Genomic DNA, 25,581 nt, shown 5'->3' with positions numbered 1-25,581 from the left:
TGTCGGATCACAGCGTCGCCATGGTGGTGGAAGTGACTAGAATACAGCCCTCTTTTTATTAACACCGGTCGCGAGGGCGTGTTTAGTGATTTTGACCCCTCGACAACGGGTTATGCAGCGAGACTCTTGCGAAACGCCTTTGCATGCCCTATCTGCCGCTCGGAAAAACGACAGGAAATTGCTTATTCCGGCAGTCCCGGCAGGTGACCAGTTTAGTAAAAAATGATAACGCCCATGAATTAATGTTACCGGACGCTTATTAAAACTGCAACTGAGGCGGCAATCGTTACGTGCTGCCGTACACCCCCCATTTCGTACTTTTCGTACTCCCCCACTACATGACATTGCGTGGCATTGAAGTCCGGCTCTGTAGAGCCGACTCTGACCTCTGGTTGCCGCTGGCATGCGCGCCGGCGCATATTCTAGTTCGTGCAAGTGACAGGTTCGCGTGTCCTGTTCACGCCGATAGTTTTTATTTCGCGCCCATCAATCATCTGATTAAAGATTGGCTGTCTGACCGGAAACACGCGGCAAAGCACAGCAAAACGTATAGGCGAGCAGGGTTTTCCATTGCAATGCAATTAAACGTTCACTGCATCTATAAATCTATTGGATGGCGTTACACAACAGTGCTATTGCGATAACAAAAGATATCGAACATCGCAATAGCACAGGACGCGCGATTCGCATGAATGCGTGTGAGCGAGTGCGCGTTGTATAGCCTCGAGTTGCGGCTTTAGTTGCCGATTTTCAGCAGCTCGACTTCAAAGGTCAGCGTGCTGTTCGGAGGAATCGGGCCTACGCCGCGATCGCCGTATGCGGTTGCCGGCGGGCACACGAGCTTGGCCTTGCCGCCAACCTTCATCTTCTGAAGGCCTTGCGTCCAGCACGGGACTACCTGTCCGAGCGGGAACGATGCCGGCTGCCCGCGCTTGTACGAGGAGTCGAATTCGGTGCCATTGGCGAGCGTGCCGCGATAGTTGACGGTCACGGTGTCGGCGGCGGTAGGCTGCGCGCCGGTGCCTTCCTTGATCTGCGTCACGGTGACGCCGGAAGGAAGCGTTTCAGTTGCGCCCGTAGCAGCATAAGCCGACGACGAAGCGATAAAAGCAAGAGTAAGCAGCAACGATACTTTTTTCATAAAGCGTCCAGAGCGTCCCGAAAGTGGGTGTGGTGAGTAAAGTACAAAATAGAGTACGAAGTCAACGAAGCCAAACCGAATACAGTAGCACGGACCGGCTACGGCATGGCAGAACCTCACTTCGAGACGATTCTTTACGGGTAAGCTCGGGTGGACTTCAGTGCCTGCCGCTTGCGGGCTTGTGTGCGCCAAGCGTGCCTTCTTCGCGTTTCGCCGCACGGGATTGGGAGCAGGATAGGGTCATGGTGGCAAGCGTCGCAGGCTGCCCCCTCAGGGGCCGCGGAACACTTTTTGGTAGCCACGGCAAGTCGATTAAAGTCACGAGCGGCAATGATGGTGGCCAAAGCCGCCGGCTAAGATACTCGCTCGATGACGAAAGCTCAGACCTCCGCTATTTCCTTATTTTTTGCGGTGATCGTCTCTCGCACGGCACGGGCCGCAAGAATCATGTTTGTCAGTGCCGCTTCTGTCTCGGGCCACGCGCGCGTTTTCAAACCGCAATCAGGGTTGGCCCATAGATGCTCCGCAGGAATGACTTCGCATGCTCGCTCAAGCAAGCGCTGCATTGTCTCCACGCTCGGCACCCTCGCGGAGTGTGAGTCATAGACGCCGGGCCCGATTCCGTTCGGGTAGGCGAACGCGCCGAAGCCGTCGAGCAGTTCGATTGAAGAGCGCGACGTCTCGATCGTGATCACGTCCGCATCCAGCGCCGCGATGGAGGGGAGAATGTCATTGAACTCCGAATAACACATATGGGTGTGAATCTGCGTAGCATCGGAGACACCGCTAGCAGAGATCTTGAAAGCCCGGGTTGCCCAGTCGAGGTAAGCCGGCCACTCGGCCTGGCGCAATGGCAAGCATTCACGGAACGCCGGCTCATCGATCTGGATGATGCGGATGCCGGCCTTTTCGAGGTCCGTTACTTCGTCGCGAATGGCCAACGCAAGCTGCAGCGCCGTTGTTTCGCGGGGTTGATCGTCACGGACAAAAGACCATTGGAGCATGGTCACCGGTCCCGTAAGAACGCCCTTCATCACGCGGTTGGTCAGGGATTGCGCGTAGCACGTGTTATCCACCGTCATGGGTTCAGGACGATAGATATCGCCGTAAATGATAGGCGGCTTGACGCAGCGCGAGCCGTAGTTCTGAACCCAGCCGTTCTCCGTCAGCGCATATCCCCACAGCTTCTCCGCGAAAAATTCGACCATGTCGTTACGTTCCGCTTCGCCATGCACGAGGACGTCGAGGCCGAGCTCCTCTTGTTTGCGCACTGCTGTTGCGATCTCCGCGCGCATGCGTTCCAGGTAATCGAGCGCGCCCAGTGCCCCGCGCCGATACGCCGCGCGCGCCTGACGAATCGCTATTGTCTGGGGAAACGAACCAATAGTCGTGGTCGGCAGGAGCGGCAGCCTGAGCGTATGCCGCTGCACTCGCTTGCGCTCGGCGAAAGGACTTTTTCGGCTTGCCATCGCGTGGGTGATGGCAGCGGTCCTTCGCTGAACGAGGGTGTTGATGATCGTGTCCGAATTGCGTCGCGTATCGAGCGCTGCGTTCGAGGCGGCGAGCGCAGATCCGGCTTCTGCCGAATCGCTTAGCGCGAGCGCAATGGCGGCAACCTCATCAAGCTTCTCGGTCGCGAACGCAAGCCACGACGTCAAGCGGTTATCGAGCCTTTGCTCCGAGGCAAGCGTGACCGGGACATGAAGCAGCGAACAGGACGGCGCAATCCATAAGTTATCCGAACATTCTTCGCTCAGGCTACGAAGTGAGTCGACGATTTCGCTGAGGTCTGCCCGCCAGATATTCCGGCCGTCGATCACCCCCACCGACAGCACTTTGTCCGCCGGTAGGGCCGCGCGCCACGCGTCCAGCTGTTCGGGCGCCCTGATCAGGTCGATATGGATACCCTGCACAGGCAGTTTCGCGACAAGCGGTGCGTGATGAGCGGCTGTGTCGAAATATGTGCCCAGCATGATCTTGCTGCCTGACTCGCCAAGCACATCGTAGGCCGCGTAAAAGGCCTCGAGCCATTCGTCATCCAGGTCAAGGCACAGTGCCGGTTCGTCCAGTTGAATCCATTCAATCCCGCGTTGCTTCAACTTGTCGAGAATGCGCATATAGCGAATCACGAGCTTCGGCAGAAGCGAAAGCCGGTCAAAGCCGGGAATGTGGCTCTTGGATAGCCACAGGTACGTGATCGGGCCAATGAGAACCGGCTTGACAGAATGATCCAGTGCTAACGCTTCGTCGATTTCGTCGAAGAACCAGTCGACGCCACCGTTGAATGTTGTGCCCGGCCCCAACTCCGGCACAAGGTAGTGGTAGTTGGTGTCGAACCACTTGGTCATCTCCATGGCGGGTTGCGTCTTGTTGCCCCGCGCCAGCTCGTAATATTGCGCAAGCGAAAGCGCCGACGGTTCGAATTCGAACCGCTCCGGCAACGCGCCCAACAGCGCGGTAAGGTTCAGCATCTGGTCGTAATAGGCGAAGTCGCCGACCGCTACGAAATCCAGCTTCGCCGATCGTTGCAACTCCCAATGGCGCGCACGCAACGCCTCTGCGACGCTACGCAAATGAGCATCGTCGCACTCCCCGCGCCAGAACGCCTCTTGCGCGAACTTGAGTTCCCGATGAGCGCCGATGCGCGGAAAACCATGAAGATGAGTGCGAGCCATAATGCGTCCTTAACCGAGTGGCCCACAGTCTGAATGCCGGCGTGTCATTCGACAAGCGACATGTTTTCATCTTTCTATTAGTTTTGTTCATGTGGGTGCAACGTGCGCGTACCGGCGTTACCCGTCCATTCACCCGAAGCTGCAGGGCAGACCTATGAGCGTATTCACTATTCTCGACGTCGAGCGCGCAATCAACTATTGGCGAGAACTGAAGCCGGCCGGTCAGGATGCGGCACTCTGCCGGGAAGCGCGCGTGCTCGCCGATGCTTATGGACAGATGATTTTTTCCCACGCTGACGCGATCGATACATCGTCGCTTAGCAGCGAGCAAATTCAGGCACTGACGAGTGCCCTGGATCAACGCGGTCCTAGCGGCTGACTTCCAGCTCGTCGAAGCGTTTTGCACGATAGATCAGGACCGACACGATCCAGCTAACGGCGAAAATGCCAATAATCACAAAGCCCAGCGTGCCGAAATTATCGTTCAAGGTACCTATGGCATCCCACACTGGACCTTGCAGTTTCAACTGATCTGCGAGCAGCCCAAGCGCTTCTATGCCGCCAATCACGACGGCCACGATGACGGACACCAGTGTGATGGTCATGTTGTAGTAGATTTTCCGGATCGGCTTCAGGTAAGCCCATCCGTAAGCGCCGAGCATCAGGTGACCGTCCAGCGTATCTATCAGGGACATGCCGGCACTGAACAGGACCGGGAACACCATGATCGCCCAGGGAGAAAGCCCTTGCGACGCCTGGGTTGCCGCTATGCCAAGCAAACCAATTTCAGTCGCCGTATCGAATCCCAGACCGAACAGGAAACCTAGCGGGTACATTTGCCAGCTTCGCGTGATCATGCGAAACAACGGGCGAAAGATGCGAGCCAGAAATCCGCGATCGGCCAGAAGCAGATCGAAATCGTCATCGACATAAGCACCGCCGCTCCTGACGTTGCGCCACGCCTTATAGATCGACCTCAGGATAATCAGGTTCATCAGGGCAATCGCGAACAGGAATAACGCCGACACCAACGTGCCGACAATTCCGCCGATTTCCTTGTAACGGTCGAACCGTCCCTGCATGGCCGACGTTGCAAGAGCCACCCCGGCAGAGGCGAGCACGACCACGGTCGAGTGCCCGAGAGAAAAGAAGAAGCCCACTGCAACGGGGCGTTTCTTCTCCTGCATGAGCTTGCGCGTGACATTGTCGATAGCGGCAATGTGGTCGGCATCCACCGCATGACGCAGCCCGAATCCGTAGGCCAGCATTGCAGTTCCGAGAAGTACCGGATGGTGGCGGAATGCCACCAGAGCCCAAACCCACGCAAGGACATTGATCGCAATCAATACCCCATAAATGCCGAAAAGCTTGCCCCGCACCTTAGTGCCTGAGTCGTTAAAAATTTGTACGAGTTGAGAAATCATCTGAGCAGCCCTCGGGAAGTCGCGTCCCGCTTGGAGTTGAAAAAGTCGAGGAAGGAGGTCTGACTCTTGGTTCGAAACGTTCGACAATCTAAACGCTTACAAACCAAATACAGTGGCGCGACCGTGCCGGGTTCTCACCGGCTTCTCACTTTCCCTTAACGAGGTAGTACGCTGCACGTTATATACCGCGCCTGTTGCAATGTCGATCAGTTCACGCGCGCTATTTACTACTCGCTCGTCAGACTTAAACCGCGATCAACTCCCGCACGCCATGCGCCTCCATGTCCGCGCCCTCACCGCCCGCGACAATCTCACCGCGGCTCATCACCCAGTAGCGGTCGGCAAGCTCGCGAGCGAAGTCGTAGTACTGTTCGACGAGCAGCACTGTCATGCCCATTTCATCAACGAGTTGCCGCAACGTGCGCCCGATATCCTGAATGATGGAGGGCTGGATGCCTTCAGTCGGTTCATCGAGGATCAGCAGTTGTGGTTCGCTCATCAGCGCCCGGCCGATCGCGAGCTGCTGTTGCTGGCCGCCCGACAGATCGCCGCCGCGTCTGCTTTTCATCTCCTTGAGCACCGGGAACAGTTCATAGATCCGGTCTGGTACCTTCGATGGCGCTTTACGGCTCGCCGCGCCCACCAGCAAGTTTTCTTCAACCGTGAGCCGGCCGAAGATATCCCGTCCTTGCGGTACGTAAGCCAGGCCGCTCGATACGCGCTTATAGGTGGGCATCGAAGAAATCTTCGCACCACGCCAGGAGATCGTGCCGCTTTTTGTGGGCACCACGCCCATCAGGCAGCGTAGCAACGTGGTCTTGCCCACGCCATTGCGGCCAAGCAATACCGTGAGTTTTCCATCGGGCACGGTCATCTTCACATCGCGCAGGATGTGGCTGCCGCCGTAGAACTGGTTGAGTGAATCGACTTCGAGCATTTCTAATTTCCCGTGGTGGCCCAATCAACGGCCGAGGTACGACTCGATCACTTTCTCGTTGCGCTTCACTTCGTCGAGCGTGCCGTGTGCAAGCACGCTGCCTTCGGCCATCACCGTCACGCGTCCCGTATCACCCGAGAGCGCTGCGACGAATTCCATGTCGTGCTCGACGACCATCATCGAACAGGTGCCGCGCAGCTTGTTGAGCAATTCCGCGAGCTGCATGGTTTCATGGTCCGTCATGCCGGCGGCGGGTTCATCGAGTAACAGAAGCGCTGGTTGCTGCATCAGCAACATGCCAATCTCCAGCCGCTGCTTCTGCCCGTGCGACAGCTCACCGGCAGAACGCGTGGCATCGGCTTCAAGATGGATCAGTTCCAGCGTCTCTTCAATCCTCGCTTGTGCTTCCCGATCCAGCTTTGACCTGAGCGACGCCAGCCACCCCTTGTCGGTTTTCATCGCGAGTTCGAGGTTTTCCCACACCGGATGGTTCTCGAACACGGTCGGCTTCTGGAACTTGCGTCCAATGCCCGTGCGCGCAATCACCGGCTCCGACATGCGCGTCAGGTCAAAGGTCTGGCCCAGAAAAACCTTGCCGGAATCGGGTCGTGTCTTGCCGGTAATCACGTCCATCATGGTGGTCTTACCCGCGCCGTTGGGTCCGATCACGCAGCGCAGTTCGCCCACCTCAATGGACAGCGTCAGCTTGTTCAGCGCGCGGAAACCATCGAAGCTGACGGTCACGTCTTCGAGATACAGGATAGTGCCGTGCGAGACATCGATCTCGCCCGGTTCCAGCACGTGGCCCAGACCCGTGATGCCGTTTTGATTACGTTCGTTGATTTCAGGCAGTGGCGGCAGGTCCACGATCAATGCGTTGTACGCGTTAGCTAATGGGATCGATAAGGCAGTCAATGTGAATGTCCTCCTGCTTTCTTCTTGCGCAGCGCGATATCGATAAGGCCCATGATTCCGTTCGGCAGCAGCAAGGGCACGAGCGTAAAGATCAGGCCCAGGAAGAACAGCCAGTATTCAGGGAAGTTCGCCGTAAAAAAACTCTTCGCACCATTCACCGCAAACGCGCCGATGATCGGCCCGATCAAGGTTCCCCGTCCGCCCACGGCCACCCAGATCGCCATCTCGATGGAGTTGCCCGGAGACATCTCGTTCGGGTTGATGATGCCCACTTGCGGCACGTATAACGCGCCTGCAATGCCACACAGAATGGCTGACACGGTCCAGATAAAAAGCTTGTATGCGAGCGGGCTATAGCCGAGGAACATCAACCGCGCTTCGCCATCGCGCACGCCTGTCACCACCCGCCCAAGCTTCGAAGTCACAATGGCACGCGCCGCGATAAACGCCAGGATCAGCACGCCGAGCGTCATGAGAAACAACACGGTCCGCGTACTTGCCGCTGTGATCGGATAGCCCGCGATACGCTTGAAATCGGTAAAGCCGTTGTTGCCGCCAAAGCCCGTTTCGTTGCGATAGAAGAGCAGCATCGCGGCGAAGGTCATCGCTTGGGTAATGATCGACAGATACACGCCTTTTACACGCGAGCGGAACGTGAAGAAGCCGAACACCCAGGCAAGCACGCCGGGCACAACAATCACCAGCAACAGCGCATACCAGAGGTGTTCGGTGCCTTGCCAGTACCAAGGCAGCTTGTGCCAGTCGAGGAACACCATGAAGTCGGGCAAGTCGCTTTGATAGTTGCCCTCACGGCCAATCGAACGCATCAGGTACATGCCCATCGCGTAGCCTCCAAGCGCAAAGAACAGCGCATGGCCGAGGCTCAGGATGCCGCAATAGCCCCACACAAGATCGAGCGCCAGCGCGCCGATCGCGTAGCACATGAGCTTGCCGACGAGCGTCATCGAATAGGCGCTCAGGTGGAACGTGCTCGACTCCGGCAGCACGAGCGCTGCGACCGGCACGCATATACCCATGGCGATGATGAACGCGATCAACGCAATCCAGCCGTTGCGGGGAAGGAGCGCCGCACGCGGCGGCAGGCCCAGCGCAAACCCTTCGCGTCTGGCTTGCTCATCGGGTTTTGGCACGACGTCGAGATTCGCGGAGACGTTTGGTGTATTCATCTCAAACCTCTGCGCTGCGGCCCTTCAGGGCAAACATGCCCTGAGGACGTTTCTGGATGAACAATACAATCAGCACGAGCACCGCGATCTTCGCGAGTACCGCCCCCCAGAAGGGTTCGATCGTCTTGCTGACAAGCCCAAGCCCAAAGCCGCCGATCACCGTTCCCGCCAGTTGCCCGACGCCGCCGAGCACGACCGTCATGAATGAATCGATGATGTAGCTCTGCCCCAGGTCCGGCCCAATATTGCCGATCTGCGAAAGCGCACAACCGCCCAGTCCTGCGATACCCGCACCGAACGCAAACGCATACGAATCCACGCGCGCGGTCTTCACGCCGACACACGCAGCCATCCGGCGGTTCTGCGTGACGGCACGCACGAACAGGCCGAGGCGCGTCTTGGTGAGCACGACCCACGCGAGCAACACGACGACCAGCGAGAAGCCAAGAATGGTCAAACGGTTGTAGGGGAGAATCAGGTTCTGCATGACGGAGACGCCACCGCTCATCCACGATGGATTCGTCACCTGCACGTTCTGCGCGCCGAAGATCGTGCGCGTCGCTTGAATCAGGATCAGGCTGATGCCGAACGTGGTCAGCAGCGTTTCGAGTGGACGGCCGTAGAGATGTTTCAACACGAGCCGTTCGAGCACGATACCCACCAAAGCCGCGGCGGCAAACGACACAGGCACGGCGAACAGCGGATACCAGTTGAATGCACCCGGTGCGTAGTGCTGGACGAGGTTCTGGACCACATACGTAGCATATGCGCCAATCATCAGAAACTCGCCGTGCGCCATGTTGATCACACCGATCAAGCCATACGTGATCGCGAGGCCCAACGCGGCGAGCAACAGCACGCTGCCCAGCGACAGACCCGCGAAGATCGTGCCAACAATCTCACCGCGCCGCTGAATGGAATCCAGTTCTTCGATACCTGCTTGTGCTGCTGCGCGCACGCGGGCATCAGGTTCGGCGAAGGTACCGTCAGCGTTCTTCACGACGATCGGGCGCAGCAGTTCGTTCATATCCAGGTCGTGACGCGCGGCGACGAGTTGCACGGCTTCAAGGCGTTTGTTGGCGTCGGTATCGTGTAAAGCGGTGGTGGCCCAGAGCGTGTCGAGGCGCTTTTTCAGCGTCGGATCGGTCTCCTTGGCGCGGGCTTTATCGACTAATGGCTTGATCGACGGATCCGAGTTCTTCAGCAATTCATCAACGGCCGCGCGGCGCGTAGCAATATCGGGCGATGCCAGCTGCAAGCCCGATAACGCACCCGATACCTTCGAGCGCAACAGATTGTTCAGCGTGACCGGTTGCGCATCCGGCGCTTCCACGACCTTGTTGGTGAGCGGGTCCTTGTTGCCGTCGTCGGTCTGGATCAGAACCTTGCCGGCGTCGGTGGCGACCAACGAGCCATCGGAGAGCGCGTTCAACACGGCGATTGAAGGAGCATCCGCGTTGGCGATCAGCTTATCGATGGCGGCGGATTTGGCGTCGAAGTCGTCGGCCGCAAGCGGCGCGAGATCGTCAGCCGTAAGAGCCGCAAATGCGGCCAGCGGCATGCACGCAATCAGCATCGCGCAGAGGCCACGGCGAGCGAAGCGAAGAATCGAATCAGTCATGAATGGCCTGTCAGGTAGAGCGGAGTGCGGGGCGGCGTGTTGCGCGATATGCTGCATGCCGCCCGGACTCATACGAACCGCCGCTCTTGTTCTTGTGCTTCGAGCGCGGCAGTTCGGACTTCAACGTTGTTACTTACCCAAGCTCAAACGCAGGCTTAAGCCACGCGGCGGCGGCGCAGAAAATCCGGAATCGAACTCACCACATCCGGCTTGCCTTCGTTGCCCGAAATGTACGGGCTCCACGGTTGCGCGCGGATCGCGGTCTTCGTGCGCCACACGACATTGAATTGGCCGTCGCCGCGTACCTCACCAATCATCACCGGCTTGTGCAGATGGTGGTTCCCATCCATCTCAAGCGTAAAGCCCGAAGGCGCCGCAAACTTCTGGCCGACCATGGCCACGCGAATCTTGTCGACATCGACGCTCTTTGCTTTCTCCGCCGCCTGCTTCCACATATGGATGCCGACAAAGGTCGCTTCCATCGGGTCGTTCGTCACGCGCTTGTCGCCGCCCGGCAGGTTGTTCTTCTTGACCCAGTCGGCAAACATGGCCTTGAACTTCGTGTTCTCCGGGTTCTTCAGCGACATGAAGTAGTTCCATGCGGCAAGATTGCCGACCAGCGGTTTTGTATCGATACCGCGCAGTTCCTCTTCGCCCACCGAGAACGCGACCACCGGCACGTCGGTGGCCTTGAGCCCTTGATTGCCGAGTTCTTTGTAGAACGGCACGTTCGAGTCCCCGTTCACCGTCGAGATCACGCAGGTCTTGCCCCCTTGCGAGAACGTCTTGATGTTAGCCACGATGGTCTGATAGTCCGCGTGGCCGAACGGTGTGTAGACCTCCTGAATGTCGTCGTCCTTCACGCCCTTCGAGTGCAGGAACGCGCGCAGGATCTTGTTGGTCGTGCGCGGATACACGTAGTCGGTGCCCAGCAGGAAGAAGCGCTTGGCGCCGCCGCCTTCCTTGCTCATCAGGTATTCGGTGGCGGGGATGGCTTGCTGGTTAGGTGCTGCGCCCGTGTAGAACACGTTGCGCGACATTTCTTCGCCTTCGTACTGCACCGGGTAGAACAGCAGGCCGTTGAGTTCCTCGAACACCGGCAACACCGATTTACGCGACACCGATGTCCAGCAGCCAAAGGTCACCGCGACCTTGTCTTGCGAGATCAGTTGACGCGCCTTCTCGGCGAAGAGCGGCCAGTTGGAGGCGGGGTCGACCACGACCGGTTCAAGTTGACGACCAAGCACGCCACCGCTCGCATTGATCTGCGCAATGGTCATCAGCGCCGTGTCCTTGAGCGATGTTTCCGAGATCGCCATCGTGCCGGACAGGGAGTGCAATACGCCCACTTTGATGGGGCCTTTGTCGCTTTGAGCGAAAGCCGAAGGGATCTTGCCAACTACGCCTGCAACCCCCGCTGCCGATGCGACCTTCAGGAACTCGCGCTTTTTCATTGCCCGTCCTTAACCAGAATGTAAGTTGGATTTAGTCTTGGATACAAGACGAAATTCCTTTTGCAAATTCTGGGCCAAGGACTTTAAAGCCTTTGTAGTAAAGGCTTCCCGGGTGTTCCACAGTCAATCACAGGCATGTCGATTGATTAGCCGCGGTGCGTACGCGCTCAAAACTGGTGCGGTCTGCACGCTTTCGGAGGCGGGCTACGAATCATCCTGACTGGCGTAACGCTCGCGCGCGGAATGGAGCATGTGATGCGTGATGCGCTTCACTTCGGCCTGCCTTTCCGCGATGTGCCCACGGATCATCTCCTGTGCACCGGAGACGTCCTTTGCGAAGATCGCCGAAAGGATTGCAGCATGCTCCCGGTATGTGGCGTCAATACGGGGTGCCTTCGTAAAATCCAGGCGCCGGATGATCCGTATGCGCTCCGTCACGTCCTGGTGAATGCGCGCCATCTCCTCGTTGCCTACCGCCGCGACAATGCGGATGTGAAAGGCTTCATCGAGCGCTGCCACGACTGTCGAGTCAGTGAGGTAGCGCTCGGCCGATATGCACCATGTCTCGCGTAACGTATCGAGCCTGTCCATTGCATCGAGAGCGACGATCCGGGCAATGGCAGAGGTCTCCATCATGACCCGCACTTCATACAGGTCCTCGAAGTATTTGAAATCGAAAGCGCGGACCTGCCAGCCGCTTTTAAAGTACACGTCAACGTATCCTTCATGCTGCAGCCAAAACAGCGCCTGGCGAACCGGTGTCCGGCTCACCTGCATGCGTGTGGCAATGTCGCCTTCGCTGAATTTGTCGCCCGGCAGCAGCCGGAAATCGAAAATATCTGCCTTCAGTCGCGTATAGATTTGTGCCGCGAGATTGCTGGCACTTTTCGCCGGACCCGCGGGCGTCTTCGTATCCACCATGTGCTTTTTCAACCGCACTCCTGCCATGCGTCGCCGATAAACGCAGTGCCGAAGGGCAAACCGCCTTCGCGAATACTCGCAGGTGCTGGCACCTCGCTCCAATCGAGCATCTGGTATTTCCTCTTGTGTACAAGCTCCTAAATTCATACACAAGAGTTGTGCCAGTGGCAGGGAGGTCTTTGTCGATTAGCTTCCGAGAGGCTTGCAAGGAAAATTGGCAGCGTGCCCTGCAGCTTTATAACGCCCTATAGTGGCGCTGAACGATCAGAGATTGGGCAGGCTCGCACCAGTCGCGAGCCGAGCTGGCCGTCGGCGTAGCACGCAAGACGGCCGCCCGAAGGCGGCCGTCTTTCACGTTCATGTTTCTACGTGGTGCTATCGCTTGGACACGATCAAAACTCGCTTGAGATCACACGCTCGCGCGCAACGTCTTTGCCGCGGCGACCATGTTCTTGAGCGCGGGGATCACCTCATCCCACGCACGCGTCTTCAAGCCGCAATCCGGATTGACCCACAACCGGTCTGCCGGAATACGCTCAGCCGCTTTGCGCATCAAACGCACAATGTGCTCCTGGCTCGGGATATTCGGCGAGTGAATGTCGTACACGCCCGGTCCAATCTCGTTCGGGTAGTTGAAGTTGTCGAAGGCATCCAGCAACTCCATGTCCGAACGCGATGTCTCGATCGTGATCACGTCGGCGTCCATGTCAGCGATCGACGCAATGATGTCGTTGAACTCCGAATAGCACATATGCGTGTGAATCTGCGTTTCGTCCTGCACGCCGTTCGCCGTGATGCGGAACGATTCAACCGCCCACTGCAGGTATTCGTTCCACTGCGAATTGCGCAACGGCAACCCTTCACGCAGCGCTGCCTCGTCGATCTGAATCACACGCACACCGGCTTTTTCCAGATCCAGCACTTCTTCGCGAATAGCCAGCGCCAACTGATGGCACGACACCGAACGCGGCTGGTCGTCGCGAACGAACGACCAGTTCAGGATGGTGACCGGGCCGGTCAGCATGCCTTTCATAGGCTTGGCGGTCTGCGATTGAGCGTACTTGATCCACTCCACAGTCATCGCCTTCGGGCGGCTGATATCGCCGAAGAGGATAGGCGGCTTCACGCAGCGCGAACCGTAGGACTGCACCCAGCCAAACTGGCTGAACGCGTAGCCGTCGAGCTGTTCACCGAAGTACTCGACCATGTCGTTGCGCTCGGCTTCGCCGTGTACGAGTACGTCCAGCCCCAACGCTTCCTGTTCACGCACGCTACGCGTGATCTCGCGGTGCATGACGGCCCTGTAGCCGGCGTCGTCCAGTTCGCCGGTTTTGAACTGGCTGCGAGCCTGACGAATCTCGGCGGTCTGCGGGAACGAGCCGATAGTCGTTGTAGGGTACGCCGGCAGCCTCAACAAGGCCGACTGCTTCGTGGCACGTTGCAGGTAAGCGCTTGAGCGACGGCCAAGCGCTGCATCGATTTTCGCAACCGCCGCCTTGACCGCCGGGTTGTGAACGCGCGGGGACGAACGGCGGCTCTGGATTGCAGCTTCATTGTCAGCGAGCGCGGCTTGCACCGACTGACGTCCGTCGTTTAGCGCATATGCCAGCACCTTCAATTCGTCGAGCTTCTGAAATGCGAAAGCGAGCCAGGATTGAATTTCGTTATCGAGCTTCTGCTCGCTGGCCAGATCAACCGGCACGTGCAACAACGAGCACGACGGCGCAATCCACAAGCGATTCTGTAATGTCTGGTGAATGGGTTCCAGCCACTCCAACACGGCGCTCAGGTCGCTCTTCCAGATGTTCCGGCCATTGATGACACCAAGCGACAGCACCTTGTCCGCAGGCAACTGCGCGAGCACTTGCTCAACTTCGGCACGTGCGTTGATCGCATCGATATGCAAACCCTGAACCTGCAACTTGCACGCGATTTTCAGGTTGTCCCGCAACTGTCCAAAGTAAGTGGTCAGCAGCAGCTTGGCCTTCGAACCCTTCAACGCCTCATAGGCCGTGACGAACGCTTGCTGCCACGTGGCGTCGAGCTCCGTGACCAGCGCAGGCTCGTCGATCTGCACCCACTCCACACCTTGCGCCGCCAGTTGTTCAAGCAACGCTGCATAGACCGGCAACAAGCGCGGCAACAACGCGAGCTTGTCAGAGTCGTCCTTGGCCTTACCAAGCCACAGATACGTCACGGGGCCAATGATGACCGGCTTGGCTTTCACGCCGAGCTTGCGAGCCTGTGCCAGCTGATCGAGCACGCGCGACGCATCGAGTGCAAATTCAGTCGAAGCGCTGAATTCAGGCACGATGTAGTGATAGTTCGTATCGAACCACTTGGTCATCTCACCCGCTTGCACACCGCAACTGCAAGCCGAATCATGCGCGGAGCGGCCACGCGCGACGCGGAAATAATTGTCCAGCGGGTCGCCGTCAAAACCGCGGACGCGTTCCGGGATGTTGCCCAGCATGAAGCTCGTGTCGAGCACCTGGTCGTAGAACGAGAAATCGCCGACGGGCACATGGTCGAGGCCGGCCTGGTTTTCCCAATGCCGCTGGCGCAGTTGAGCGCCCAAGCCGGTCAGTTCGTCGCGTGACGACTGGCCCTTCCAATAACTTTCCTGCGCGAATTTCAGTTCGCGTTTTGCGCCGATGCGGGGGAAACCCAGATTGTGCGTCGTGACCATTGATGTGCCGCTCCTGAAATGAACGGCTCGATCATAGGTTGCGTGGCCTATGAAATATAATGGTCTTTTTTCATTGATCGATTAGTTCCTTTCATGGACGTCGCATGCTCGAAAGAACTCATCTGGCCATTATTCGGGAAGTCGACCGTCACGGCTCGCTGACTGCGGCCGCGAACGTGCTGTGCCTGACGCAGTCGGCGCTTAGCCATACCGTCAAGAAGATGGAGCAGCAGCTCGGGACCGCCGTGTGGAGCCGCGACGGGCGCAATCTGCGCCTGACCCAGGCGGGGCAGTACTTGCTGGCGTTGGCGAATCGCGTGCTGCCGCAGATGGAACATGCGGAAGAACGCATGAGGCAATTCGCGCTGGGGCAGCGTGGGACGCTGCGTATTGGCATGGAATGCCACCCTTGCTATCAATGGCTGCTCAAGGTGGTGTCGCCCTACCTCGCCCGCTGGCCCGACGTGGATGTCGATGTTAAACAGAAATTCCAGTTTGGCGGCATTGGCGCGTTGTTCGGCTATGACATCGACATACTGGTTACGCCGGACCCATTGAGAAAACCCGGCTTGCGTTTTGAACCGGTGTTCGACTATGAGCAGGTACTGGTGGTGGGACGGCAGCATCGGCTTGCAAAAGCGCCTTTCATCCTTCCCGGTGAACTCGCCGAAGAGGTCCTGATCACGTATCCGGTCGAGATCGATCGGCTGGATATCTACAACCAGTTCCTCATGCCGGCGAACGTCATGCCGAAGCGGCACAAGGTCATAGAAACCACCGACATCATGTTGCAGATGGTCGCTAGCGGACGCGGCGTTGCCGCCTTGCCTCGCTGGCTCGTTGAAGAGTACGCGGATAAGGTCGCGGTGAGTGCGGTTCGGCTGGGCAAACGAGGCATTGCCAAGCAGATCTTTCTGGGCGTCCGTGAAACGGATACAACGATCGATTATCTGAGCGCCTTTGTTGAGCTTGCGCGCGGGTCCGACTGGAATGCGGCGGTGGAAACAGAGCAATCGCAATAGCCCAATGATTCGCTTAGTGTCTCGTTCTCTCCTCACGTCACCAATGCAACACCGCTATTCCGGGCAAAGCCAGGATCTCATTTGACCAGCGGAAAAGTCAGGACGAATCGGGTTCCTTGCGGCTCACTTTCCGCATGCACCGTGCCGCCGTGCAGCTCCATGATCGTCCGCACTATCGCCAGTCCCAGCCCGGTCGATCCGCTCGCCGACGCACCGCTGGTCCTCGATGGATCCGCGCGATAAAACCTGTCGAAAACACGTTCTACCAGGTTCGCATCCAATGGAACACCTTCGTTCGCCACTTCAACGCGCACTGCGCCGTCGCGTTCTGCAACGGACAACATGATCTCGGCGTTACGCGGCGTAAAGCGCACCGCATTCGCGAGCAGATTGCTGACCGCACGGCGGAAAAGTTCGATATCCGCCTTCAATTGTGCATGTCCCGTCACGCGAATTCGAATGCCGGCGTCTTCCGCTATTCCCTCGAAATAGTCGGCTATCTTGAGGAGCTCTTCGTCGACATCAAACTCGATCAAGTGCCGCGAAAAATGAGGATGTTCGGCGCGCGCGAGAAACAGGACATTTTCGATCATCCTTGAAAGGCGATCGCACTCTTCAAGATTCGATGCCAACAGTGCCTGATATTCCTCGCCGGAACGTGGCCGTGCGAGCGCAACCTCGGTCGAGCCGCGCAAGTTGGCCAAGGGCGTGCGCATGTCATGGGCGAGGTCTGCCGTAAATCGGGAGAGCCGGTTGAAACCATGCTCGAACCCAGAAAACATTCCGTTGAGCGAAGCAATCAGCGTCTCGAGTTCTTGCGGCACTTTGCGCACCGCAATGCGGGCACTGAGATTTTCGATCGTAAAGTCTGCGGCGCTACGGGCGATGTCACGCAGGGGCTTGAGTGACTCGCGAACCAGCAAGTAGCTCATCAAAAACGCCAGCAACGCGCCTGCGACGCTTGCCAGGAAAAGCCGATCGCGATACCTCTTCAGAAGCAGCCATCGATCGGCCACATTGCGCATTACGACGATCTTCACGCTCGCACCATCGGTCAGTTGCGCCTCGGTGGCAACTTGCCGGAACGGCGTGCCGTCGCGGGCGGTCAAGGCTGCGATTGATGCCGCGGTGATTTGCTCAGAGGCATCAAGCGGGGCCGCAGGCCAGGCAATGCCGAGCGCAGCGTTGGACAAGTTATGTTGCAGGAGAACACGACCGGACGAATCGACCACTTCCGCCGACAATGCCCCGTTGCCCAGCACCTGACTTTCCAACCGCTCCCGATGCTGCGCCAGATCGCTCACGTTGGCCAACTCCTGCGTCAGGCGGCGCATATGCCGCGCCGCCAGCACGATGTCCTGGTCGTCCTGCGTACTGACCTCATGCGCCAGCGCTACATACACGTAGCTTCCGACCAGGGCGAACACCGCCAATGTGGTTCCCGCGAAGGCCAGTGCCAATGTCGCCGTCAACGACCGCGAGCGCATCAGTCGTCCTCTTTGGTGTCTATCACGTAGCCCACGCCACGTACTGTCTTGATGAGTTTGACTTCGAAGTCATCGTCTATTTTTGCGCGCAGCCGGCGAATCGCGACCTCGACCACATTGGTATCGCTGTCGAAATTCATGTCCCAGACATAGGATGCAATCTGGGTGCGGCTCATCACCTCGCCCTGCTTGCGCGCGAGCAGTTGCAGCAGAGCAAACTCGCGGGGGGTCAACTCGATCCGCTTGCCTGCGCGGCGGACCTTGCGGCGCGTCACATCGATTTCCAGATCCCCAAGCGAGAGCAAATCGTGCTCCCGTGGCGGTCCTCTGCGCGCCAATGTACGGACCCGCGCGAGCAGCTCGACAAACGCAAACGGCTTGACCAGATAATCATCTGCGCCCAGTTCGAGTCCATGCACGCGATCGCTTACGTCATCACGGGCGGTCAGAAACAGGACAGGGGTCGTCTTCAAGGTTCGAAGATTCTTCAGGACACTCCAGCCGTCCATGGTCGGCAACATCACGTCCAGCACGATGACGTCATACGTATCCTCTCTTGCCAGGATCAGTCCTTCCGCGCCGTCAGCCGCCACGTCGACAAGAAAGCCGGCCTCTTCCAAACCCTTCTTGATGTAGGCGAGCGCCTTTTGCTCATCCTCAATGACCAGAACCCGCATGTTGACGCCTCGCTGCAACGTTTTATTTACCTGACAGAATAGTACGCCACCCCGTTTGACTCTGACCCGCGATTAAACATTGTGCTGTTTCGCTGAACGCGCATGAGAGGGTTTTTCATTTTGGACCCGAATCGAGTGAAGCCAGGCTCCATGTTGCAGCAGCGAACATGACGAGACCCCCAGTATTTGATTACAAAATTGAGAGGTAACACTGCTCTCGTCAGGAGAGAGCGAGTTGCGCGACAGGCTGCGCGACGAAATCAGGTCCTGTGCAAGTCAATGGAAATGACAGAGACAGCGCAGGCCTTGAACTGCGCCACTTATCGACCGGCGTAGATGTTGCAGAAGCTGACCGGACCGACGCAGGTCGAGCGCATAGCCGTACGCATCGGGGGGGCGCCCGACGACGAAGTGCCGTTCTCCGCCACGCCGCCGTAGGCTTGCGTTGCCTGTTGCTGACTGCTCTGGGCCGAGATCTTCGCTTCAGCAGCCTGGATGTCGGCCGGGTAGTTGTTGTCGTTACCGCGCGCCGGGTTGTAGCCAGCCCGTTCAACACGCACCAGATCCGCACGGACCTCAGCGCGCGTCACGGGAGCATTCGACTGTGCAAAGCTGAGAACCGGAGCGGCCAGCGCGCCAGCGGCGAGAGCGAGGCAAATAAGAGCTTTTTTCATGATGGCTATTCCTTCAATGAATGTGATTGAGGTGGTTGATTAGGGGGCAAGCTTGCCCAGAAACGGATGACGCTATAGCTGCCGGAGTTCGATGACGAGCTTGGAAATTTCAACTAAGCGGCTCATCTTCGTTTCGGTATCCTTACTTAGATAAATCTAAATTTCTGCGTTCATGCAGTGGCGAACACATCGGTACTGCTGTTATTCCGCGATCGACCAGATATTTTTTTCGGGGCTTGCGGCTTTGGATCTTGCTTACATGAAACGTAAGCATGGCCGCCAACTTCTATCCGGCTGCGGTCGCTATCCCGGTGACTCGCAATCAGTATCGGCCTTCAGGCTTTGCGTAACACCGACATCGGCATTACAAAATTGTCATCTTTGGGCGCCGGCGGCCTGATTGAGAGCAGTAGCGTGAGCCATGGCCGAGCCACTAGCGGTTGCGCTTCACGCGGTACGCAGGGGCGGTCCGTTGCTCGGCAAGCGTGTGCTGGTCACAGGATGCGGTCCGATTGGCGCATTGATTGTCGCGGCAGCGCGACGCGCCGGTGCCGCGCATATTGTGGCAACCGATGCGAATGAGTTGCCTTTAAAAAGCGCGCGTGAGGTCGGTGCGGACCAGACGTTCAACATCTTGCATGCGCCCGACGCACTCCTGCCTTTCGCGGCAGGCAAGGGTACGTTCGACGGGCTGTTTGAAGCCAGCGGCAATGCGTCGACATTGCGTGGCGCATTCGACTCGATCCGGCCGCGCGGCATCGTCGTTCAGGTGGGTCTTGGCGGCGACGTGCCGCTGCCGATGAATGTGATCGTGGCCAAGGAATTCAACTTGCGCGGCGCATTCCGGTTTCGTGAGGAATTTGCCATAGCCGTTGAACTGCTGAACAAGCGGCTAATCGATACCAAGCCGCTGATCTCCGATATCTTCTCTTACCGCGATTCGCTTAAGGCTTTCGAAACCGCGAACGACCGGTCGAAAGCGATGAAAGTCATCGCGGATTTTGGCTGATCTGCGAGAGGGGACATTTGCGATTGCTTCCCAGTGATCCGTCTTGACGGCGACGAAACGAAAACCAGGTCGGTTCGTCGCCGTCACGGATCGCTTCGGTGTCTGGCCTTGCCGAAAGACACAGCCAGACAAACGCTCAGCCTCGATTGGAGACTAGCGCCTCGACGCGGGTTTTCAACAGGTTCTCAGCGTCGCTCAGACGTTTCGATGTTGTCTCAAGTACTTGCCTTTGTTTCAACAGCCTCGCTTTTTGTACTTCGATACTTGCAAGTACCGAGGTGGGTGCCGGGCCTCCGTAAGACCGTCGCGCAGCGACGTTTCGAACCGGATCCATGCACTCTCGCACTTCATCCTCCTTGAGCGAAATGGCCCGTCCGAGCTGCTGGCTTGCCGACGCATTTATCATCGAGCACGTGATATGTCCGGCGGAAAGCTGCTGATCGAGCATGTCTCGAACAATACCGCCGATGATATGGTGCGCGTCTCGGAACGAGGCGCCAGCCCTGCGAACCAATAGATCCGCCAAGTCTGTCACAGTTGAAAAATCTTCGGCCGCTCTTGACATCATGCGGTCCCGATTCGGCTCAACTTCCAGTACAAGCAACTTCATCAGGTCGAGCGCCTTCAGTGCCTCTTCGCAACCCTCCCAGCAAGTTCGCGTGCTCTCGCGGCTGCTGTCCCCTGAGTGGCTGAAGTGCGTTGACTTGACCGTTGTAAAGGTAGCCGAAGTCAGGCCGATCAAGTGGCTGGTCTTTCCTCGCAGATATTCGAGTACGACCGGATTCTTTTTCTGCGGCATGATGCTTGACGTGCTCGCCACGCTATCGGAAAACGAGAGGTAGCCAAATTCCGGGGTCGACCAGATGTAGAAATCCTGGACCATGCGGCTGCAAGTGATCATCATGATCGAGAGCGTAGCGCTCAGTTCCAGCGCGAAGTCTCGAGACGCAACGCTATCGAGTGAGTTCGCCAACGGGTAACTGAATCCCAGCATCTGGCTTGTAGAAACACGGTCTATGGGGAACGAGGTTCCCGCTAACGCGCACGCGCCCAACGGAGAGCCATCCGCGGTATCGAGTACATGCAGCAGCCGCTCAATATCCCGCGACCATGCATCCACCAGCGCCGACAAATAGTATCCGTAGGTGATCGGCTGAGCCGCCTGCATATGGGTATATCCAGGCATGACGTAGCCGGCGAATTCTTCAGCTCGCGCCAAGGCGGCTTCGGCAACATCAGCTAATGCAGCGGTGAGCCGCAGGCAGAAAGTCCGTGCACGGATTCGATCTATTGTCGCGCCCATGTCGTTGCGGCTGCGAGCCGTATGCAATCTACCGCCCAGATCGTGCCCGACCAGCTTCATAAGATGCGCTTCATAATTGAAGTATGCTTCCTCTCGGGCAGGATCAAGTTCGACTGCGTCCGGGCCATCCTGCTGCATCTTCAACAATGCTTCCGCGATCCATAATGAGGTATCCTTATCAAGTATTCTTTGTTCCGCGAGCATGACCAAATGAGCTAGGTTGATCTGGTTCAGCAGCTCGAAATTCGCAAAGAATTCACGGTTCAAGCGCGGCAGAAAAATGTATTGAATAACTTCGTTCGCAAGCGGTTGTTTAAGCCGACGACTAATCTTTGATTCCATATTCCAGATCCAATAATGTTCGACGTTATTCTCATCGACGGCAAGCCGCAGCCGAGCATCGGCATTCATGAGAAGGTGAAGAAGTGGTGCGACCTTGCTCGAGGTCGGTGGGCTATTTCAAGGTGAGCGATTGAGGTGCGTGACAGTTAGCCTCCATTCATTAGCAAGAGGGATTTACCAACTTCCGTAAAAACCCAAGGTGCCATTTGATTCAATACGACCGTCTCATCTCAGCCGCCCAAAGACGTCATCAGGAAGAGCGCTGTAAAGCCAACAGCACATAAAACGATGAACAGTGGTGCGACGAACCTGAGCCACGCGATGTAATCCACTTTGGAGACAGCGAGAAAAGCCAATAGCAGGCCATTGGTCGGCGATATCATGTTGATCAAGCCGGATCCGAGCAGCAAGGCCGTTACAGTAAGTTGCCCGCTGACGCCCGAGAGATGGGCTATGGGAGCCAGAATTGGAATGCTGACAGCTGCTTTTGCAGAGACGGAGTGAATAAGAATCCCAAACATCATTTCTGCGACCATCAAGCAAGCCGTCACTGCGGCGTGAGGTTGACCCTGTATGAGGCTAGCCAATCCCTGGACAATGCTGTCCTGAATCTGGCTCGACTCCAGGATGACGCCTACGGCGCCCCCAAGGCCGATCATGGTGATTGGAAGCACCATATTTTTCATGCCATCAAGCAGAGCGTCGGCCGCTTGGTTCATGCGCATCCCGCCCGCCAGGGAAATGAGAAGGCTCAAGGCAAGGAAAGCAGCCGCTTGTTCGGAGTGTCTCCAGGACCACACGCTTGTACCCGCCACCAACGCGGCCCCGCCAAGCACGAGCGCTATTAGCACCCTGATCTGATGCGCCGTAAGCCGCTTTGCACCAGGAACGTAATCAGCCTTTGGAAGACGATGCAGATAGAGCATGACGTAGCCCAAACCCAGTCCCAACATGACGACGAAAATTGCCAGTCGTGGAAGGATTCCGCTGAAGATCGGCACACCAGCCAGCGGTTGTGCAACGGCGAGCGCATTGGGATTGGTGACCGAAGCGATATACCCGATGTCGGCCCCTAGAACTACGATGGCTGCTGCAACGAGGTTCGGGCATTTAAGGCGCCTTGTCAGCGACAGGACAAGGGGCATGATTGCCACATATTCAGAACTGAACCCCATGAAGGTCGCCCCGCATGCGATCAACAGGAGGGCTCCAGTCACCAGAACGTACGCATTCCCGGAAGAAACATGCAGTAGGTCATCTATCGCAGCGTCGATTGCGCCTGTCGCACGCAACACGCCAAACGTGCCGCCTGCGAACATCAACATGAAAATCAAGGGCGCCTGCGCAACAAAGCCTGACGGAATTGCCGCGAACAGGCTGACCACGCCAGCGGCATGGGCAGGAGATTCGTTCGCCTTCGGAACACTCGGCGACAGCAGCGCCGGCAGGCCATTCTCCTTCGCTATTACCTGATATGTACCGGGAATCACGTGCCTTCCATCACGTTGAAATTTCCCAGCTGGGATGAAGTGGGTCAGCAAGGCGGCAGCCAGCATCACGGTTAATGCGATCAACACCGGGTGCAACCGACCGTGCGACTTCGATCCGGGCGTATCCGTCGTGTTCGTCATGTCGGTCGTACTCATTGTGTCTCCACGTTGTGAAGTGAACACAGTTCGCCAAATGCACTTGTGTTGGCTGTTCGCGTGGAGATTTCCGGGTGCGGCTTGATGAGCGCGTCGAGGACAGAACGTAGAGGTACAGACCAGCCAGATTTTTTCGGACGCGCATGAGTGCGCGGGCTTGTCAGGTCTTTGCTGGATTTGATGAAACAATCATTAGGTATCCGATATGGACACGCCATGTTCTTAAGCATACATACACCGCCGTTTGAATGAAGCCCTTTTACTTGAAAGTCGCTTGTCTCCCAGCGACGCAATACTGAACAGATGAAGAGCTGAAACGTTGCGACTGACGAGCAATGTAGCCATGCACGAACAAGCGCCCGCCTCCTCCCACCCTGTCCAAATAACGCTTTCAGCGCGGGGCATTTTGGGTAAACCCCAAGATCACGACATGAAATACTATAGCTGTGCCCCTCGCCCCAACACCTTGATAGCATTGGATTAACTGTAGATTATTAAATCGAAAGTGCGCTGTACAATACTTTCTGTTTCACGGTCGATAGCATTGTGTTATAGGTTCAGATATGAAGATTCGTCAGCTAGAAGCTTTCAGGGCTGTGATGCTCTATCAGACGGTTACGCTCGCAAGCGAGATGCTCCATATCTCGCAGCCAGCGACCACACGGCTCCTGTCCGATCTCGAACGTTCGGTTGGGTTCCAACTGTTTGATCGTGTTAAAGGGCGCCTGCATCCCACAGTGGAGGGACAAGCGCTTTTTGAAGAAGTGCAGCGATCGCTGGCAGGTGTTGACCGAATCTCTCGCGCGGCCGACGATATACGAAACCTTCGTCGAGGTACGCTGCAGGTAGCAGCAGCGCCATCAATTGCGCTGTCTTTGCTACCGCATGCCATTGCGGACTATTTAAAGTCCAAGCCGGACTCCCATGTGTCTCTCGCGGCTCATTCGTCCCGGACCGTGGTGGACATGGTGATGGGACAGCGCTGCGACGTCGGTTTCGCAGTGCTTTCGATGAACCACACCAGCGCGCATGGCGAGCGCCTGATGTCTACGCGTATGGTCTGCGCACTACCCGCAGGACACCGGCTATGCGCACTAGAAACGGTCACGGCAACTGATCTTTCTGGAGAGCGTTTCGTGGCGCATCCACGCAGCGTGACCTCACGTTTGCAAATTGACGCATTGTTTGCGGCGCATGGCGTCGAAGTCAACGTTCAGATGGAAAGTCAGGTTGGACACGTGATTTGTTCTTTTGTGGAAGGGGGTGCAGGGGTCGCCATCGTAGATGCAATCAGTGCTTGGGGCTACCGCGGTACTGGCGTGGTCTTTAAACGCTTTGAGCCGGCGCTCGTCACTGACTTTGCCGTGCTTACGCCTGCTCAACGGCCTGCTCCGCTGTTATCGAAATCCTTCGTATCGCACGTACGCGAGTTCGCTTTAGCGCAACTCGGCCCGAGTGTCGTGTGGCCATGACGTTGGAGTACAACTTGGTGCGAAAAGTAGTCAGGAATACAGATTATAGCGGGATCGCGTTCGTCCCAAGAATGCCCATCAGCTTCAGCGCATTCCTCTGCCCCTGGTCCTCGTAGTTGGTATTAAAAACCACATGCGTCAGCTCAACCGCTTTTGAAATTTTAATAATCTGGCTAGCTAGCGAATCGAGTTCATCGTCGTTGTACTCGTAGTTGAATCTCGACGACGATGCAACCGCGCCTTTGATATTCCACGTGTCCTGATTGCGTCCATGCATACGAATCAACGCCAGCTGCGGATGCGTTGTTTCCCAAACGGCGGGGATGCTGTTACTCGACCCCTGCGGCTCATCCACCACCACATTCACCAGCCCGCGCTCACGTTCCATGGCCAACGTGGAATCGCGGCGCTTTTCGTCGAACCAGGTCTGGTTGCGAAACTCGACCGCCATGGTGTAGCCGTCCATTGCGCTCATGACGTCCGCGCAGTGTTCGACATGCCGGATGCCGTGGGGATTGCAGATCACCCACGGCGCGAACTGGAAATGCACCGCGCCGAGTTTGGCCGCGGCACGAAGCGGCTCAACGGCTTCGAAGTAGCGGCACCATAATTCCTGCTGCAACTCGCCGGGCAAATCCTTGTAATACAGGCTCGTCTTGCCGTTCTGCGGCAAGTGCGGCTGCATGTCCGGCGGAAACATGTCCCGTGCGGTCTGATGTCCCGTGAACAATCGGAACGCCTTGATGTTGAACACAAACCCAGGCGGTGTCCGATCAGCCCACAACACCGAATTTGCGGCGTTAGGCATGGCGTAATAGCTGGAATCGACCTCCACCAAAGGGAACACGGACGCGTAATACCGCAACCGCGCCTCCGCGCTCGAACACCCGGGCGGATAAAAACGCTTGCACTTGATGAGCGTGGGGTCTGTCCACGAAGCCGTGCCAACCAGGATGGTCACCGCGCATTCTCCCTACCGTTTCCG

The 25,581-nt window shown here is 57.4% G+C and carries 19 protein-coding genes, 1 pseudogene and 1 riboswitch; of the genes and pseudogenes, 4 read left to right on the top strand and 16 right to left on the bottom strand.

Annotated features, from left to right (window positions below; genetic code table 11):
• Positions 1-736: 736 nt before the first annotated feature.
• Both SBC1_RS23900 and metE (SBC1_RS23895) read right to left on the bottom strand, forming a co-directional pair.
• On the bottom strand, positions 737-1,141 hold the full coding sequence (locus SBC1_RS23900; RefSeq protein ID WP_165094946.1) for an FKBP-type peptidyl-prolyl cis-trans isomerase: 405 nt from the start codon (positions 1,139-1,141) through the stop codon (positions 737-739).
• Between the two features lie 380 nt (positions 1,142-1,521).
• The gene (gene metE / locus SBC1_RS23895) at positions 1,522-3,816 is read right to left on the bottom strand and encodes a 5-methyltetrahydropteroyltriglutamate--homocysteine S-methyltransferase (RefSeq protein ID WP_165094950.1); all 2,295 of its coding nucleotides are present in this window, start codon (positions 3,814-3,816) and stop codon (positions 1,522-1,524) included.
• 154 nt (positions 3,817-3,970) lie between these two features.
• Between metE (SBC1_RS23895) and SBC1_RS23890 the strand changes: the two genes are divergently transcribed.
• Positions 3,971-4,195 (top strand): DUF3717 domain-containing protein, encoded by a 225-nt coding sequence (locus SBC1_RS23890; protein WP_165094953.1) that lies wholly within the window; start codon positions 3,971-3,973, stop codon positions 4,193-4,195.
• Here the strand turns inward: SBC1_RS23890 and SBC1_RS23885 are convergent.
• The 8 genes from SBC1_RS23885 to metE (SBC1_RS23850) all read right to left on the bottom strand — a co-directional run bounded on the left by SBC1_RS23885 (position 4,185) and on the right by metE (SBC1_RS23850) (position 14,964).
• Complete coding sequence (locus SBC1_RS23885; RefSeq protein ID WP_165094956.1) at positions 4,185-5,240, bottom strand: HoxN/HupN/NixA family nickel/cobalt transporter; 1,056 nt, start codon at positions 5,238-5,240, stop codon at positions 4,185-4,187. The genes SBC1_RS23890 and SBC1_RS23885 overlap by 11 nt on opposite strands.
• A 35-nt stretch (positions 5,241-5,275) precedes the next feature.
• Positions 5,276-5,425: riboswitch (cobalamin riboswitch) on the bottom strand.
• A gap of 59 nt (positions 5,426-5,484) precedes the next feature.
• A complete protein-coding gene (gene urtE / locus SBC1_RS23880) occupies positions 5,485-6,177 on the bottom strand; it encodes an urea ABC transporter ATP-binding subunit UrtE (RefSeq protein WP_097264650.1) in 693 nt (230 codons plus the stop codon).
• 24 nt (positions 6,178-6,201) lie between these two features.
• Positions 6,202-7,029, bottom strand: a complete 828-nt coding sequence (gene urtD, locus SBC1_RS23875; RefSeq protein ID WP_241202250.1) for an urea ABC transporter ATP-binding protein UrtD — start codon at positions 7,027-7,029, stop codon at positions 6,202-6,204.
• Between the two features lie 59 nt (positions 7,030-7,088).
• Positions 7,089-8,279, bottom strand: a complete 1,191-nt coding sequence (urtC, locus tag SBC1_RS23870) for an urea ABC transporter permease subunit UrtC (RefSeq protein WP_165989027.1) — start codon at positions 8,277-8,279, stop codon at positions 7,089-7,091.
• Between the two features lies 1 nt (position 8,280).
• Positions 8,281-9,900: an urea ABC transporter permease subunit UrtB gene (urtB, locus tag SBC1_RS23865; protein WP_165094962.1), complete on the bottom strand. Its 1,620-nt coding sequence runs from the start codon at positions 9,898-9,900 to the stop codon at positions 8,281-8,283.
• A gap of 155 nt (positions 9,901-10,055) precedes the next feature.
• The gene (gene urtA / locus SBC1_RS23860; protein ID WP_165094967.1) at positions 10,056-11,354 is read right to left on the bottom strand and encodes an urea ABC transporter substrate-binding protein; all 1,299 of its coding nucleotides are present in this window, start codon (positions 11,352-11,354) and stop codon (positions 10,056-10,058) included.
• A 204-nt stretch (positions 11,355-11,558) separates the two neighbouring features.
• A complete protein-coding gene (locus SBC1_RS23855) occupies positions 11,559-12,275 on the bottom strand; it encodes a GntR family transcriptional regulator (protein WP_165101265.1) in 717 nt (238 codons plus the stop codon).
• Positions 12,276-12,684: 409 nt separating this feature from the next.
• Positions 12,685-14,964, bottom strand: a complete 2,280-nt coding sequence (metE, locus tag SBC1_RS23850; protein ID WP_165094970.1) for a 5-methyltetrahydropteroyltriglutamate--homocysteine S-methyltransferase — start codon at positions 14,962-14,964, stop codon at positions 12,685-12,687.
• Between the two features lie 104 nt (positions 14,965-15,068).
• Between metE (SBC1_RS23850) and SBC1_RS23845 the strand changes: the two genes are divergently transcribed.
• Positions 15,069-15,986, top strand: coding sequence for a LysR family transcriptional regulator (locus SBC1_RS23845; RefSeq protein WP_165094973.1), 918 nt, complete (start codon positions 15,069-15,071; stop codon positions 15,984-15,986).
• A 77-nt stretch (positions 15,987-16,063) separates the two neighbouring features.
• On the opposite strand, the gene SBC1_RS23840 is transcribed toward SBC1_RS23845, so the two are convergent.
• The 3 genes from SBC1_RS23840 to SBC1_RS23830 form a co-directional block, all read right to left on the bottom strand.
• Complete coding sequence (locus tag SBC1_RS23840) at positions 16,064-17,473, bottom strand: heavy metal sensor histidine kinase (RefSeq protein WP_165094976.1); 1,410 nt, start codon at positions 17,471-17,473, stop codon at positions 16,064-16,066.
• Positions 17,473-18,150, bottom strand: a complete 678-nt coding sequence (locus tag SBC1_RS23835) for a heavy metal response regulator transcription factor (RefSeq protein WP_165094979.1) — start codon at positions 18,148-18,150, stop codon at positions 17,473-17,475. Before SBC1_RS23835 ends, SBC1_RS23840 begins: the two co-directional genes overlap by 1 nt.
• A 320-nt stretch (positions 18,151-18,470) precedes the next feature.
• Positions 18,471-18,824: a DUF4148 domain-containing protein gene (locus SBC1_RS23830; RefSeq protein WP_165094982.1), complete on the bottom strand. Its 354-nt coding sequence runs from the start codon at positions 18,822-18,824 to the stop codon at positions 18,471-18,473.
• 418 nt (positions 18,825-19,242) lie between these two features.
• Here SBC1_RS23830 and SBC1_RS23825 point away from each other — a divergent pair.
• A pseudogene (locus tag SBC1_RS23825) lies at positions 19,243-19,833 on the top strand (zinc-binding dehydrogenase); the annotation flags it as partial.
• A gap of 136 nt (positions 19,834-19,969) precedes the next feature.
• On the opposite strand, the gene argH reads toward SBC1_RS23825, so the two are convergent.
• Both argH and SBC1_RS23815 read right to left on the bottom strand, forming a co-directional pair.
• Complete coding sequence (gene argH / locus SBC1_RS23820; RefSeq protein ID WP_165989064.1) at positions 19,970-21,478, bottom strand: argininosuccinate lyase; 1,509 nt, start codon at positions 21,476-21,478, stop codon at positions 19,970-19,972.
• A 230-nt stretch (positions 21,479-21,708) separates the two neighbouring features.
• Positions 21,709-23,124: a YfcC family protein gene (locus SBC1_RS23815; protein ID WP_241202211.1), complete on the bottom strand. Its 1,416-nt coding sequence runs from the start codon at positions 23,122-23,124 to the stop codon at positions 21,709-21,711.
• A 563-nt stretch (positions 23,125-23,687) separates the two neighbouring features.
• Here SBC1_RS23815 and SBC1_RS23810 point away from each other — a divergent pair.
• Positions 23,688-24,596 carry a LysR substrate-binding domain-containing protein gene (locus tag SBC1_RS23810; protein WP_165094994.1) on the top strand — a complete coding sequence of 303 codons (909 nt, stop codon included), beginning with the start codon at positions 23,688-23,690 and terminating at the stop codon, positions 24,594-24,596.
• Positions 24,597-24,639: 43 nt separating this feature from the next.
• On the opposite strand, the gene SBC1_RS23805 is transcribed toward SBC1_RS23810, so the two are convergent.
• Complete coding sequence (locus tag SBC1_RS23805) at positions 24,640-25,557, bottom strand: DUF72 domain-containing protein (RefSeq protein WP_165094997.1); 918 nt, start codon at positions 25,555-25,557, stop codon at positions 24,640-24,642.
• Positions 25,558-25,581 lie beyond the last annotated feature (24 nt).

It is taken from the genome of Caballeronia sp. SBC1 (assembly GCF_011493005.1).
Classification (GTDB): domain Bacteria; phylum Pseudomonadota; class Gammaproteobacteria; order Burkholderiales; family Burkholderiaceae; genus Caballeronia.
Note: the sequence above shows the minus strand (reverse complement) of the source record. Positions and strands in the feature narration are given on the sequence as shown.